The 13,599-nt window shown below is 62.2% G+C and carries 14 protein-coding genes; 4 read left to right on the top strand and 10 right to left on the bottom strand.

Features of this window, described 5'->3' with window-relative positions; genetic code table 11:
* Positions 1-5: 5 nt before the first annotated feature.
* The 4 genes from ACIP02_RS10705 to ACIP02_RS10690 all read right to left on the bottom strand — a co-directional run bounded on the left by ACIP02_RS10705 (position 6) and on the right by ACIP02_RS10690 (position 2,433).
* Positions 6-560, bottom strand: a complete 555-nt coding sequence (locus ACIP02_RS10705; RefSeq protein WP_400616048.1) for a DUF2589 domain-containing protein — start codon at positions 558-560, stop codon at positions 6-8.
* 75 nt (positions 561-635) lie between these two features.
* Complete coding sequence (locus ACIP02_RS10700; RefSeq protein ID WP_400616045.1) at positions 636-1,283, bottom strand: DUF2589 domain-containing protein; 648 nt, start codon at positions 1,281-1,283, stop codon at positions 636-638.
* 59 nt (positions 1,284-1,342) lie between these two features.
* Positions 1,343-1,723 carry a Mor transcription activator family protein gene (locus ACIP02_RS10695; RefSeq protein ID WP_400616043.1) on the bottom strand — a complete coding sequence of 127 codons (381 nt, stop codon included), beginning with the start codon at positions 1,721-1,723 and terminating at the stop codon, positions 1,343-1,345.
* A gap of 251 nt (positions 1,724-1,974) precedes the next feature.
* Entirely contained in the window at positions 1,975-2,433 is a 459-nt protein-coding gene (locus ACIP02_RS10690; protein ID WP_400616040.1) for a hypothetical protein, read from the bottom strand.
* Positions 2,434-2,584: 151 nt separating this feature from the next.
* Between ACIP02_RS10690 and ACIP02_RS10685 the strand changes: the two genes are divergently transcribed.
* On the top strand, positions 2,585-2,773 hold the full coding sequence (locus ACIP02_RS10685; protein ID WP_003248064.1) for a hypothetical protein: 189 nt from the start codon (positions 2,585-2,587) through the stop codon (positions 2,771-2,773).
* 36 nt (positions 2,774-2,809) lie between these two features.
* Here ACIP02_RS10685 and ACIP02_RS10680 read toward each other — a convergent pair whose 3' ends face one another.
* Positions 2,810-3,184, bottom strand: coding sequence for a fe2+ zn2+ uptake regulation protein (locus tag ACIP02_RS10680; protein ID WP_400616036.1), 375 nt, complete (start codon positions 3,182-3,184; stop codon positions 2,810-2,812).
* Positions 3,185-3,401: 217 nt separating this feature from the next.
* Between ACIP02_RS10680 and ACIP02_RS10675 the strand changes: the two genes are divergently transcribed.
* Positions 3,402-5,690, top strand: a complete 2,289-nt coding sequence (locus ACIP02_RS10675; protein ID WP_400616435.1) for an acylase — start codon at positions 3,402-3,404, stop codon at positions 5,688-5,690.
* A gap of 122 nt (positions 5,691-5,812) precedes the next feature.
* Here the strand turns inward: ACIP02_RS10675 and ACIP02_RS10670 are convergent, their stop codons facing one another.
* Both ACIP02_RS10670 and ACIP02_RS10665 read right to left on the bottom strand, forming a co-directional pair.
* Positions 5,813-6,535 carry a UDP-2,3-diacylglucosamine diphosphatase gene (locus ACIP02_RS10670; protein ID WP_400616034.1) on the bottom strand — a complete coding sequence of 241 codons (723 nt, stop codon included), beginning with the start codon at positions 6,533-6,535 and terminating at the stop codon, positions 5,813-5,815.
* Complete coding sequence (locus ACIP02_RS10665) at positions 6,532-7,035, bottom strand: peptidylprolyl isomerase (RefSeq protein ID WP_400616032.1); 504 nt, start codon at positions 7,033-7,035, stop codon at positions 6,532-6,534. Before ACIP02_RS10665 ends, ACIP02_RS10670 begins: the two co-directional genes overlap by 4 nt.
* 248 nt (positions 7,036-7,283) lie before the next feature.
* Here ACIP02_RS10665 and ACIP02_RS10660 point away from each other — a divergent pair, with 248 nt between their 5' ends.
* Positions 7,284-8,987 carry a glutamine--tRNA ligase/YqeY domain fusion protein gene (locus tag ACIP02_RS10660; RefSeq protein WP_400616030.1) on the top strand — a complete coding sequence of 568 codons (1,704 nt, stop codon included), beginning with the start codon at positions 7,284-7,286 and terminating at the stop codon, positions 8,985-8,987.
* A 9-nt stretch (positions 8,988-8,996) separates the two neighbouring features.
* Positions 8,997-10,379 (top strand): cysteine--tRNA ligase, encoded by a 1,383-nt coding sequence (cysS, locus tag ACIP02_RS10655; RefSeq protein WP_400616028.1) that lies wholly within the window; start codon positions 8,997-8,999, stop codon positions 10,377-10,379.
* A 137-nt stretch (positions 10,380-10,516) separates the two neighbouring features.
* On the opposite strand, the gene ACIP02_RS10650 is transcribed toward cysS, so the two are convergent.
* The 3 genes from ACIP02_RS10650 to csiR form a co-directional block, all read right to left on the bottom strand.
* The gene (locus ACIP02_RS10650; RefSeq protein ID WP_400616026.1) at positions 10,517-11,908 is read right to left on the bottom strand and encodes a sensor histidine kinase; all 1,392 of its coding nucleotides are present in this window, start codon (positions 11,906-11,908) and stop codon (positions 10,517-10,519) included.
* Complete coding sequence (locus ACIP02_RS10645) at positions 11,886-12,566, bottom strand: response regulator transcription factor (RefSeq protein WP_012272507.1); 681 nt, start codon at positions 12,564-12,566, stop codon at positions 11,886-11,888. The genes ACIP02_RS10650 and ACIP02_RS10645 overlap by 23 nt, the downstream gene beginning before the upstream one ends.
* Before the next feature lie 199 nt (positions 12,567-12,765).
* Positions 12,766-13,461 (bottom strand): DNA-binding transcriptional regulator CsiR, encoded by a 696-nt coding sequence (gene csiR, locus ACIP02_RS10640; RefSeq protein ID WP_400616022.1) that lies wholly within the window; start codon positions 13,459-13,461, stop codon positions 12,766-12,768.
* Between the last annotated feature and the right edge of the window lie 138 nt (positions 13,462-13,599).

Here is a 13,599-nt window from a genome sequence, read left to right as displayed (position 1 = left end):
GGCGGTCAACGGACGGTAGCCGCCTCGATGAACTCATTGGTATCGGGCGAGGGTGGCGTGGCGGGGGCACGTACGGGGACGATCAGGCTGGTGTACTCCTCGATCAGCCGGTTCAGTGCTTCGGGTGGTTCACTGGCCTGGAACTGCATACGGATCTGGACTTCGTCAGGGTCACGGCTGTCACCCTGGCGGCCCTGGCCTCCGATAGTAACCTTGAAGCTGGCGGCCTTGTTCTCGCTGGCCGTCAGCAGCGCCTGCTGCGCTTCGGTGCCTTTGACCCGCACCGACAGGTCGACCTGCATGCGCTCCAGGGCCAGGCCCTTGGGCGACACCAGGGCGAACAGGGGTACACGCATGATGTGCTGGCCGTCCATGGCCACCTCGACCATCTTGGCTTTCATGGGCGCGCCCAAGGCTTCGGCGTCACACTCGAAGAACTGATCGAACAGGTTGATGTACTGCTGCGCGATCAGGCTGTTGGTGGCACTCGCGGCCTCTTGCAGGCCGCGGGTGATTTCACGCAGGTCGATGGAAGTCATGGGCGCGGGGGACTTGTCCATTGATTTGATTCCTCAGTCCGGCGGGGCCCCTCAAGCTGCTGGCTTGAAGGGCTGTTTCGAGAAGGGCGAATCAGCTCAAGGCCCGGTTGGCGGCGCGTCGGCTGCCGGGCCTTTCAAAGTGTCTTTCTGCGAAATCTCGTCCGGGCTCTCGAGTGTAGCGGAGCTGACGACGGTTGGCTTTGTCGCCGCGTCGGTCAGGAACTCAATCACGCGCATGATCGCTTCAGGTGGTTCCTGGCGACGCAAGGTCGTATTGAAGGCGTAACGTGCGCGGGTATCGCTCTTGCGGGTTTGCGTGGACTTGTGGCTGACGCTGCCTTTCACGTTCAGTTTGAAGGGGCCCCAACCCAGCGACCCGGTGGCTTCTGCGCTCATGTCCTTGCTGGATACATCTTCCGACATCTGGTTGATGATCAGCTCGAATTCGACATTGCCTTCATCGATGGAGATGTTCGGGTGGGTGATAGCCGCCAGCAGCGGCACTTTCATGGTCTTGCTGACCACACCCTTGTACTCGCCCTGTTCATCGACGATGGTCTCGTCGTAGTCGAACTGGATGGCGACTGCCTTGCCATCCTGCACGCACACCTGCATGAGGAAGTCGGCATACGATTTACTGGCGGTAACCTGTGCCTGGACCATGGCCTGCAACGGGCCGGCGATCATGCGGTCCATTGGCAGGGCATTGATGACGGAGCCAATAAGGCTGTTGTCTATTGACATATAGGTATGTTCTCTCTAGTGGATAAGGGGCCGCCAATGGCGGCCAAGGTGCCCGGGTGTCAGCGAGCGCAAGGCTCCTGGCGCCGGATGTTGCCGATCTGGCGCAGGCTCAGGCCGTACTTGTTGGCCAACAGGCTGCGGGACAAGCCGTTGGCGCTTTCTTTCTGGATCTGCTGGTTGCGCAGCTGGCGCATGAAGTGGTCAGCCTTGGGGATCTCAAGGGCGACGCCGGCATAGCGCTTGATCAATGCATCGAGTGCTTCGGCCGGTAGCACGTCGGCGAGCTTGGTACGCTCGCGGTGCTTGGGGATGTACTTGGGCCTGCCGCCGAAAGCGCAGGTCAACTGGTAGGCGTTGTCGATGCCGATGCAGTCGATCAGTGCCTGCAGCGAGTGGGGCAGTTGGCTGATATCGATCTGGCTCAAATCTGGCAGTTGCATATGGCGCTCCTTCGGGATGGGTGGGATGTGCGACCCGATCACCCGCGGCGTTATGTCGAAGGTGTGATCAAATTCTGGGCGACAGCCAAGGCCTGTCGCTAGGCGGCATATGGGTTGGGAGCTGTAGCTTCGGTGAACAGGTTTTGCAGGCAACGATATCCGGGGGTGTAGGAAACGGCGTCGACAACTGGCTGCACCGGGTGATTTCTCATCTGTTCACGCCCATTTTTGCGGTCAGGGTCCTGAAACCCTTAATCGCACGGATAACTGCTCAGCAGGCTGGCGCTGTGCAGGTAGGCTTGGGGCGTGGTGCGCATGCCTTGCGGCAATGTGCGCCAATCGACCAGCAGGCACAGGGTATGCAGGGGTTGCCCGTTACGCTGGCCGATGACCTGGCCGGCGAAGCTGCGCCGATACAGGGCCTGGGTCTGGCGCAATGCGTCTACCTGGTCAGCCTGGGCCAGGGTTTGTTTGGCCAGGTCAGGCAACCGGGCCGCAGACACGGTGAAGCTCACTGGGGCTCCACTGGCTTGCAGGTAGCCGGCCTGGCGTACGCGCTGCCACAATTGTTGCCACTGGCTGCTGCCGGCATGGGCCGCCAGCTCGCCGCCCAGTTCGAGTAAGTGCTCGGCAGGTGTCTGTTGGGTATCCAGTGCATGGGCGGTGAAGGGGGACAGGATCAGCGATGCGAATAGCAGGGGTTTGTACATGGTGCCTCCGGCATGGGTGCTTGGAAGCCCCATGCTTTCAGGCTGATGTCGCCGCACCCAGCAGGAAATGCAGCGCCGGGGCCAGTGGCCGTTGTATCATTGCCGCGGCTCGTTGCGAGCCATTTGCCCCTGATGTTGCAAGGAACCCTCGATGACACACGTGCAGCGCCTCAAATATTCACTTCTGATCATCCTGGTCGTACTGGGCCTGATGCTGGGCCTGTCCCACCTGCAGAAGCAGGGCACGATCAGCGAACAGACTTTCCAGATGCTGGCCATTGCCATCGCAGTGGTGGTCGTGGTGATCAACGGCATTCTGCGGCGCAAGGTCAAGCCCTGACCTGTGCGGGCCGGCCAGGCATGGCCGGCCATGCGCTCAGCGCGAAGGGGCCTGGTCCAGTATCGCGCGCGCCTGCGGGTCGAGGCTGTAACACTTGTCGCTACCCAGCTGGATAACGCCTTCGGTGCACAGGCGTTTGAGTACTTCGCGCACGCTAAGGAAGGACAGCGGAATGTCCAGCTGTTCCAGCTGTGCATGCACGCCGCGCACGCCAATGCTGCGACCCTTGCGGTCGGCGGCGTGCAGGGCGTCGATCACCTTGAGGCGGATCAGGCTGGTGCGCAGGCCGAAGGTGCGCAGCAGTTCGCGGATTTGCTCGTTGCCGATGCGTTCGTCAGCAAAAACGTCCTGTCCCTTGGGCGCTTTGCCTGGGGCACGCCCAGCCTGGGTTGAGGGTTGCGGGTTGTACATGTGAATGCTCCTTTTCGTGGACGAACCCGAAATGTGGGTGCCTCACTTACTAGGACGAATGAGAACGCAAAAACTGCAACCCACTCGTAAAAATTATGCCTGTTTCACTTCAAGACGTTCCATCGCCGTGTAAACCGTAAAATTTTCATCTGGCCGTTCGTCTGATCGGGATAACCCCCGAAGCCGAGGAGTGCCCGTGTTTCCATTTTCCCGTCCTATGTCTTGCGCCGGTCTGGCCGCTGCCTTGGCGGCCTTCAGCGCCGGCGTACAGGCGCAGCCCGCCGATGGCGATGCCAGCGCACAGATTCGCCGCACCAGTTACGGGGTGCCGCATATCGTCGCCAAGGATGAGCGCGGCCTGGGCTATGGCATCGGCTACGCCTACGCGCAAGACAACCTGTGCTTGCTGGCCAATGAAGTGCTGACCGTGAGCGGTGAGCGCTCACGCCACTTCGGTGCCAAGGGCAAGACCCTGGAGCAGCGCGACAACCTGGCCAGCGACCTGTTCTTCACCTGGCTCAACAGCCCCGCGGCGGTCGATGCGTTCCTGCAGGCGCAGCCGGCACCGGTGCAGGCGCTGCTGGCCGGTTACGCCAGCGGCTACAACCGGGCGTTGGCCGAGCGTCGCAGCCAAGGGTTGCCCGCGGAGTGCGGCAACGGTGAGTGGGTGCGGCCCATCAGCAGCCAGGACCTGGTCAAGCTGACGCGCCGCTTGCTGGCTGAAGGCGGTGTCGGGCAGTTCGTCGAGGCGCTGGCAGGCGCGCGACCGCCAGCGCTGACTGGCCAGCGCTCGACGGCTGGCTTTGCCACCGCGCTGGCCCGGCAGGAGCGCTTCGCTTCGGAGCGTGGCAGCAATGCCGTGGCCGTAGGCGCGCAACGCTCGGCCAATGGCCGCGGCCTGTTGCTGGCCAACCCGCACTTCCCATGGATGGGCGGCATGCGCTTTTACCAGATGCAATTGACGATACCCGGCCAGCTCAATGTGATGGGCGCGGCGTTACCGGGCCTGCCAATGGTCAATATCGGATTCAACCAGCACTTGGCCTGGACCCACACCGTCGACACCTCGAACCACTTCACCCTCTACCGCCTGCAACTCGACCCCAAGGACCCGACGCGTTACCTGCTCGATGGCAAGTCGCTGCCGCTGGCCCGTCAAACCGTCAGCGTCACGGTCAAGGCCGAGGATGGCAGCCTGAGCCAGGTGCAGCGCCAGGTCTACAGTTCGCCGTTCGGCCCGGTGGTGCAATGGCCGGGCCGCCTGGACTGGGACACGCGTGCCGCCTACAGCCTGCGTGACGCCAACCTGGACAACACCCGGGTGTTGCAGCAGTGGTACCAGATCAACCGGGCCGACAGCCTGGCGGCATTGAAGGGCTCGGTGGAGCAGTTGCAGGGTATTCCCTGGGTCAACACGCTGGCGGTCGACCAGGCTGGCAAGGCCTTGTACCTGAACCAGTCGGTAGTGCCTTATGTCGACCAGCAACTGCTCGACAGCTGCAGTAACCCAGAGGCGCGAGGGCGCCTGGTGGTGCTGGATGGCTCGCGCAGCGCCTGCCAGTGGAAGGTCGATGCGCAGGCGGCGCAAGCCGGTATCTTCCCGGCACGGTTGCTGCCAAGCCTTGAGCGCGAAGACTTCGTGCAGAACTCCAACGACCCGGCCTGGATGGCCAACCCGGCACAGCCGCTGACCGGTTACTCGCCCCTGGTCAGCCGCAATGACCAGCCGTTGGGGATGCGCGGCCGTTTTGCCCTGCAGCGCCTGCAGGGGGCGGCGCGGTTGGGTGTCGATGACCTGCAGCGTATGGTTACGGATGACGAGGTGTACCTGGCCAGCCTGGTGCTGCCGGACCTGCTGCAGTGGTGCCAGGGCGCTGAGGCCGATGTGCAGGACGTGTGCGTCAGCCTGGCCGCCTGGAATGGCAAGGCCGACCTCGACAGCGGGATTGGCCTGGTGCATTTCCTGAACCTGTTCAATGCCCTGGCCGAGCACCCGCAAAGCTGGCGGGTAGCGTTCGACCCGGCCGACCCGCAACACACCCCGCGCGGCCTGGCGGTCGAGCAAGCGTCGGTAAGCAAGCTTGTACACGCGGCGGCGCTCGCCTCGCTCAAGCAGGTTGCTGGCAGCGGTGTAGCGGGGGAGGTGAAGTGGGGGCAAGTGCAGCAGGCGCTTGATGGCACACCGGTCCCGGGCGGCCCGCAGGCATTGGGCGTGTACAACGCGATCTACAGCGTGCCGCACGGGCAGGGCAAGCGGCTGGTGGTCAGTGGTACCAGCTACCTGCAACTGGTCAGTTTTACCGACAAAGGGCCGCAAGCGCGTGGGTTGCTGGCGTTCTCGCAGTCGAGCGAAGCGGCATCGGCGCATGCCAGTGACCAGACCAAGGCCTTTGCGGCCAAGCAGCTGGCGGTGATTCCGTTTACCGAGGCACAGATCAAGGCTGACCCGGAGTACCGGGAGGTGGTGATCAGTGAAGGGGACAAGAGGGTAGTGGCACAGCAGTAGGTAATTCTGGCCTATTCGCGGGTAAACCCGCTCCCACAGGTACGCCACAGAGACGGGCCTTGTGGTGTTCGTGTAGGAGCGGGTTTACCCGCGAAGAGGCCGGTCCTGCAAGTGCAAAACCTTCAGGAAAACTCGAACGGTGCCAATTGAAACCCTTGCTCGTCAACCTGCAAAGCCCAACCCCGGCGGTCCCAGTCACCCAGCACAATGCGCCGTGCCGGTTGCCCGTCAACCACCAGCTTGTGAATCGCCGGCCGATGGGTATGGCCATGCACCAGAGTGCGCACGCCATGCGCCGCCATCACCTTCGGTACTTCCTCCGGCGTCACGTCGACAATTTCGGTGGACTTCATCCGCGTTTGCGTGCGGCTTTCGCTGCGCAGCTTGCGTGCCAGCTTGTAGCGGGCCGACAGCGGCAGGTGGCGCAAAATCCACAAGCTCAGCGGGTTGCGCAGCAGGCGGCGCATCTTCATGTATCCGACGTCGCGGGTGCACAGGGTGTCGCCATGCATCAGCAGCACCTGTTCACCGCCCAGCTCGATCACACAGGGGTCGTTCAACAGCGTGCAACCGGCAGCGTCGCAAAACGCCTGGCCTATCAGGAAGTCACGGTTGCCATGCATCAGGTAGATGGCCGTGCCGCTGTCGCTCAGCCGGCGCAGGGCCTGGCAGATCGACTGCTGGAAGGGCGTCATGGCGTCGTCGCCAATCCACGCCTCGAAAAAGTCGCCAAGAATGTACAGCGCCTTGGCGTGGCGTGCCCGGCCATCGAGCAGATCAAGAAACGCCCGGGAAATATCCGGGCGTTCTTCTTGCAGGTGCAGATCAGAGATCAGCAGAATCACTCAATGATCTCGGCTTTCTCGATGATCACGTCGTCTTTCGGTACGTCCTGGTGGCCAGCCTTGGAACCGGTGGCAACCTTTTCGATGGCATCGACCACTTCACGGCCTTCGATCACTTCGCCGAATACCGCGTAACCCCAGCCCTGCACGTTCTTGCCGCTGTGGTTGAGGAAGTCGTTGTCGGAGGCGTTGATGAAGAACTGTGCCGAGGCAGAGTGCGGCTCCATGGTGCGGGCCATGGCGATGCTGTACTTGGTGTTCTTCAGGCCGTTGTCAGCTTCGTTCTGGATGCTGGCACGCTTGTCACGCTTTTCGTTCATGCCTGGCTCGAAACCGCCGCCCTGAATCATGAAGCCCTTGATCACACGGTGGAACACGGTGTTGGTGTAATGGCCTGCGTTGACGTATTCGATGAAGTTGGCCACGGTAATAGGGGCTTTTTCAGCGTTCAGTTGAATGACGATGTCGCCGTGGTTGGTGCTCAGTTTGACTTTGGACATGCTGAAATTCGCTCTTTCAAGGCATACGGAAATTAGGGTGCGCTGGGCGCGTGTTATTCCCTGACGCAGGATCAGGCGATCGCGACACATGGCGCGCACCGGCCATTTTGCCAGGCTGCGGCAAAAAGCCGTGATAAATCACGCCAGTTTGTCCGGGCCCGACTGTCAGCAGCTTGACTGCTTCGGCTATGATAGGCCCTTTGATTCAATCGGCCTACCCAGGCTGGACACATGCATTCAAGGATCCTATGAGCAAGCCCACTGCCGACAACGCGCCCAACGCCGCTGCCAAAGGCGCCCCCGCTGTCCCTGCGAACTTCCTGCGGCCGATCATCCAGGCCGACCTGGACTCGGGCAAGCACAGCAGCATCGTCACCCGTTTCCCGCCGGAGCCCAATGGTTACCTGCACATTGGCCACGCCAAGTCGATCTGCGTCAACTTCGGCCTGGCCAAGGAATTCGGTGGTGTCTGTCACCTGCGTTTCGACGACACCAACCCGGCCAAGGAAGACCAGGAGTACATCGATGCCATCCAGAGCGATGTCAAGTGGCTGGGCTTCGACTGGGCCGGCGACGTGCGCTACGCCTCCGACTATTTCGACCAGTTGCACGACTGGGCAGTCGAGCTGATCAAGCGCGGCAAGGCCTATGTCTGTGACCTTACCCCTGAGCAGGCCAAGGAGTACCGTGGCAACCTCAAGGAGCCGGGCAAGAACAGCCCGTTCCGCGAGCGCAGCGTGGAAGAAAACCTCGAGCTGTTCGCTCGCATGAAGGCCGGCGAGTTCCAGGACGGTGAGCGCGTGCTGCGGGCCAAGATCGACATGGCCTCGCCGAACATGAACCTGCGCGACCCTATCCTGTATCGCATTCGTCATGCCCACCACCACCAGACCGGTGACAAGTGGTGCATCTACCCCAACTATGACTTTACCCACGGCCAGTCGGATGCCATCGAGGGTATTACCCACTCGATCTGCACCCTGGAGTTCGAAGGGCATCGTCCGCTGTACGACTGGTTCCTCGACAACCTGCCGGTGCCGGCTCACCCGCGCCAGTACGAGTTCAGCCGCCTGAACCTTAACTACACCATCACCTCCAAGCGCAAGCTCAAGCAGCTGGTGGACGAGAAGCATGTCGATGCCTGGGATGACCCGCGCATGTCGACCCTGTCCGGCTTCCGTCGTCGCGGCTACACCCCGGCTTCGATCCGCAACTTCTGCGAAATGATCGGCACCAACCGCTCCGACGGCGTGGTCGACATGTCGATGCTCGAGTTCAGCATCCGTGACGATCTCGACCGTACCGCACCGCGTGCCATGTGCGTGCTGCGGCCGCTGAAAGTGGTCATTACCAACTACCCGGAAGGCCAGGTCGAGCAGCTTGAACTGCCGCGCCACCCGAAGGAAGACATGGGCGTGCGCGTGCTGCCGTTCTCACGCGAGCTGTATATCGACCGTGACGACTTCATGGAAGAGCCGCCAAAGGGTTACAAGCGCCTGGAGCCGGCCGGTGAAGTACGCCTGCGTGGCAGCTACGTGATCCGCGCCGACGAGGCCATCAAGGACGCCGACGGCAACATCGTCGAACTGCGTTGCTCGTACGACCCGGACACCCTCGGCAAGAACCCGGAAGGCCGCAAGGTCAAGGGCGTGATCCACTGGGTACCGGCCGAAGGCAGCGTCGAGTGTGAAGTGCGCCTGTACGACCGCCTGTTCCGCTCCGCCAACCCGGAAAAAACCGAAGACGGCGGCAGCTTCCTCGACAACATCAACCCCGATTCGCTGCAAGTGCTGACCGGTTGCCGCGCCGAACCGTCGCTGGCCCAGGCGCAGCCTGAAGACCGCTTCCAGTTCGAGCGCGAAGGCTACTTCTGCGCCGACCTGAAAGACAGCCAGCCGGGTCGCCCGGTGTTCAACCGAACTGTCACCCTGCGTGACTCCTGGGGCAGCTAAGGAACCGCCGTGCTTAACATTTACAACACGCTGAGCAAAACCAAGGAAGCCTTCAAGCCGCTGGATGGCAACAAGGTGCGCATGTACGTGTGCGGCATGACCGTGTACGACTACTGCCACCTTGGCCACGGCCGCAGCATGGTGGCGTTCGACCTGGTCACCCGCTGGCTGCGTAAAAGCGGCTACGAGCTGACCTATGTGCGCAACATCACCGACATCGATGACAAGATCATCAACCGGGCCAACGAGAACGGCGAAACCTTCGACGCACTCACGGCCCGCATGATCGACGCGATGCACGAAGACGAGCGCCGCCTGAACATTCTGCCGCCGGACCAGGAGCCGCGTGCCACCGACCATATCGCGGGCATGCACGCGATGATCCAGACCCTGATCGACAAGGGTTACGCCTACGCCCCGGGCAACGGTGACGTTTACTACCGTGTCGGCAAGTTCGTCGGCTACGGCAAGCTGTCGCGCAAGAAGATCGAAGACTTGCGCATCGGTGCCCGTATCGAGGTCGACGAAGCCAAGCAGGACCCGCTGGACTTCGTGCTGTGGAAAGGCGTCAAGCCGGGCGAGCCAAGCTGGGAGTCGCCATGGGGTCCGGGCCGTCCGGGCTGGCACATCGAGTGCTCGGTGATGTCGACCTGCTGCCTGGGTGACAGCTTCGACATCCACGGTGGCGGCAGCGACCTGGAGTTCCCGCACCACGAGAACGAGATTGCCCAGAGCGAGGCGGCCACCGGCAAGCAGTACGCCAACGCCTGGATGCACTGCGGCATGATCCGTATCAATGGCGAGAAGATGTCCAAGTCGTTGAACAACTTCTTCACCATCCGCGACGTGCTCGAAAAGTACCACCCGGAAGTGGTGCGCTACCTGCTGGTGGCCAGCCACTACCGCAGTGCGATCAATTACTCGGAAGACAGCCTGCGCGACGCCAAGGGTGCACTGGAGCGCTTCTACCACGCCCTGCGCGGCTTGCCACGGGTGGCGGCCAAGGGCGGCGAGGCGTTTGTCGAGCGTTTCAGCGTTGCGATGAACGACGACTTCGGTACCCCCGAAGCCTGCGCCGTACTGTTCGACCTGGTGCGCGAGATCAACCGCCTGCGCGACAGTGACGTGGAGGCGGCTGCCGGCCTGGCCGGGCGCCTGCGTGAGCTGGGTGACGTGCTGGGTGTGCTGCAGCTGGAAGCCGATGACTTCCTGCGTGCCGGTGCCGAAGGCAAGGTTGATGCGGCAGAGGTCGAGGGCTTGATCCAGGCGCGCCTGCAGGCGCGTGCGGACAAGAATTGGGCCGAGTCGGACCGCATTCGCGACCAACTGACCGCCATGGGCGTGGTGCTGGAAGACAGCAAGGGCACAACCACCTGGCGTCTGGCTGACTGATCGGCTTGATGAGGGCTGGATGTAGGAGCGGGTTTACCCGCGAACCAGGCACCACGGTGGCTGGCACCGGCTTTGCCGGTGTTCGCGGGTAAACCCGCTCCTACAAATGTAATAGGGCCGCAACGCGGCCCCATTTTCTACTTGGCCAGCCCGGCCAATGGGCAGTGCAAAACCAGCTTCGCCCCACCCAACGGGCTCTCGCCAATCTCCAGCCCAAACCCATGCAAGTCGACGATCGCCGCAACGATCGACAGCCCCAGCCCGAACCCGGCATGGCGGTGGCCTTCATCGCTGCGATAAAAGCGCTTCATCACTGCGGTTCGTTCTTCTTCCGGGATACCCGGCCCACTGTCCTCGATCGCTACATGCACGCCGTTTTCGTCCTGCGTGGCGGTTACCTGCACCTGCCCGCCCTCGGGCGTGAACTTGATGGCGTTGCCCACCAGGTTGGCCAGTGCTTCGAACAGCAGCTCGCGGTCGCCGTGCAGCGCCGGTAACTGAGCGGGTTGGTGCAATTCCAGATGGATGCCGACGTCTTCGGCCAACGGCAGGTAGAAATCGTGCAGTTCCACCAGCAGCCCATGCGGGTCGAGCTGGACGAAACCGGCCCGTCGCTGACGGTCTTCCAGTTCGCTGATGCGCAACAAGCCACGAAAACGCGCCATCAGTGTGTCGGTTTCACCAATGGCCTGGTCCAGCGCCTCGGCCTGCGCAGAATCCACATCACTTTGCTGGCGAATGCGGTACAGCTGTGCACGCAGGCGGGTCAGCGGGGTGCGCAGGTCATGGGCAATGTTGTCGCATACGCCCTTGACCTCGTGCATCAGCCGCTCGATGCGGTCGAGCATGGCGTTGACGATGGCGGCCAGCATGTCCAGTTCGTCGCGCCGGGCCGACAGCGGCAGGCGGTGGGTGAGGTCGCCAGCTACGATCAGCTCGGCCTGGGCCTGGATGGCGCGGATACGCTTGAGTGGCCGACGGCGCAACAGGTACCAGCCGGCAAAACCCGGGATCAACGTCAAGGAAATACCCCAGAGCAGGGCATCGAGAATGATCCGGGTTACCACGAACAGCGAGCCGTTATCGCGGAACAGCACCAGCCAGCGGCCGTCCTGCACCTTGATCGCCACGGCATCGCAGCTGTCACGGGGCATGTGCGGGTCGTCGGCATCCAGGCAGTGCTTCAATTCATGGATCTTGCCGTCCAGCCGCAGTTCCGGGGGCAGGGCGCGCACGCTGCCGCCAAGCGGGTTGAGCTGGGCGTCGAACAAACCATAGGCGTCGAAGCTGCGTTCTTCGAAAGCCTGGCTGGCGATCAGGGCGTCGTCCAGCTGCTTGCCGCTCATGTGTGCGAACAGGTGCTGGCGCTGCAGCATGGAGTGGCGGGTGAGCTTGTTCAGGTAGCTGGACACCTCGAAGTACAGCACCCCCATGAGGATGCTGCTCCAGGCCACGAACAGAAAGCTGTACAGCGCCAGCAGGCGGCTGGTCGATGAACTCCAGCCTTTAGACGGGTTCAGCAATGGCATAGCCCGAACCCCGTACCGTACGGATCAGCGGCGACTGGCCGGGGGAGTCGATTTTCTTGCGCAGGCGTCCGATGTGCACGTCGATCAGGTTGGTGCCCGGGTCAAAGTGGTAGCCCCAGACTTCCTCGAAGATCATCATCCGGGTGATCACTTGGCCGCTGTGGCGCATCAGGTACTCCAGCAGTTTGTATTCGGTGGGCAGCAGGTTGAGGGTGTTGTCACCGCGGCGTGCTTCGTGGCTGATCAGGTCCAGTTGCAGGTCGGCGACCTGCAGGCGGGTCTGGGTCATGGGCACGCTGTTGCGGCGCAGCAGCACTTCGACACGCGCGGCCATTTCGTCGGAGGCGAACGGCTTGGTCAGGTAGTCGTCACCGCCGGCCCGCAGGCCGCGCACCCGTTCGTCGACGTCGGAGAGGGCGCTGATCATCAGGATCGGCGTGGCGATTTTGAGGCTGCGCAGGGTAGTGACGATGGTCAGGCCATCGACCTCGGGCAGCATGCGGTCCAGGGTAATCAGGTCGTAACCGCCGGCAATGGCCTTTGCCAGGCCTTCGCGGCCATTGTCGGCCCAATCCACCTCAAGGCCGTGGCTGGTAAGTTCGGCGACGATTTCCTGGCCGGTGACGGCGTCGTCTTCGATGGTCAGTACGCGAGGCATGCTGGTTCCTGGGCATCTAATAGAGATTTGATTGTGCCAAAGAATAGACAACCGGCGATTTAAGAAAAATTCATCTAGGGTGTTTTGGCTGATCTGGCCTCTTCGCGGGTAAACCCGCTCCCACAGGAACAGCGACATCCTCAGGGCAGCGAGATCCCTGTGGGAGCGGGTTTACCCGCGAAGCAGGCGCCACGGTGTATCAGCGGGCCCCAATCCCCTCGGCATGCATGATCTGGGCAATGATCGGCACTGGCGTCATCAGGTGCGAGCGCATCATCGCGCTGGCGCGCTTGGCGTCGCGGGCCAGAATCACCTCGACCAGTGCCGCATGTTCCTGGCGCTTCAATTCAAGCGCCTGTTCCGAAAACACCGTCTGCGTCAGCCACAGGTGGCGATAGCGTTCGGCCTGGTCAAACAGGTAGGTGCGCGCCTGCAGCAGATGCTTGGAGCCGCAGCCCGAAGCAATGGCGGTATGAAAGGCCTTGTGCCGCTCATCCCACACATCCAGGCGCTGCTCGCGGGTTTTGACTTCCACCACCTTGGCCAGCGTGTGCGAGTGGGCCAGCACCGACGCCTCCCAGGCGTCGTCGCCGCGCTCGATGGCCAGGGCGATGATCATCGCCTCTAGGTGGGCGCGGGCGTCGTAGATGTCGTTCATCTCGTCCAGCGACATGGGTGCCACCCGGTAGCCTTTCTGGCTGATGGCGTTCACCAAGTGCTCGGCCACCAGTTGCGACAGGGCCTCGCGCAGCGGGCCAACGCCCAGGTCGTAGCGTTCCTTCAGGGCACTCATCAGCAGCTTTTCGCCGGGCTTGAACACGCCGCGGATGATGTCCTTCTTGAGCCTCTCATACCCGCTGAATGCTGAGTTTTGTCGGGGGGCGAGCGCGTCCAAGATCCTGTTCCTCAAAACGTTTTGCCGATCATACCGAAACCACCCGCTGACGAAAAACAATGGACAATTCGATAAACTATCGCTGAAACATAAAAATGTAGACATTCTGAGTCAGTGGCGATATTTTTACCTCGCCCG

Origin of the sequence: Pseudomonas sp. NPDC089408 (assembly GCF_044749445.1) — a bacterium.
In the GTDB taxonomy this organism is placed as follows: Bacteria; Pseudomonadota; Gammaproteobacteria; order Pseudomonadales; family Pseudomonadaceae; genus Aquipseudomonas.
The sequence above is the reverse complement of the archived record's forward strand: the minus strand, read 5'-3'. Positions and strand labels throughout refer to the sequence as shown.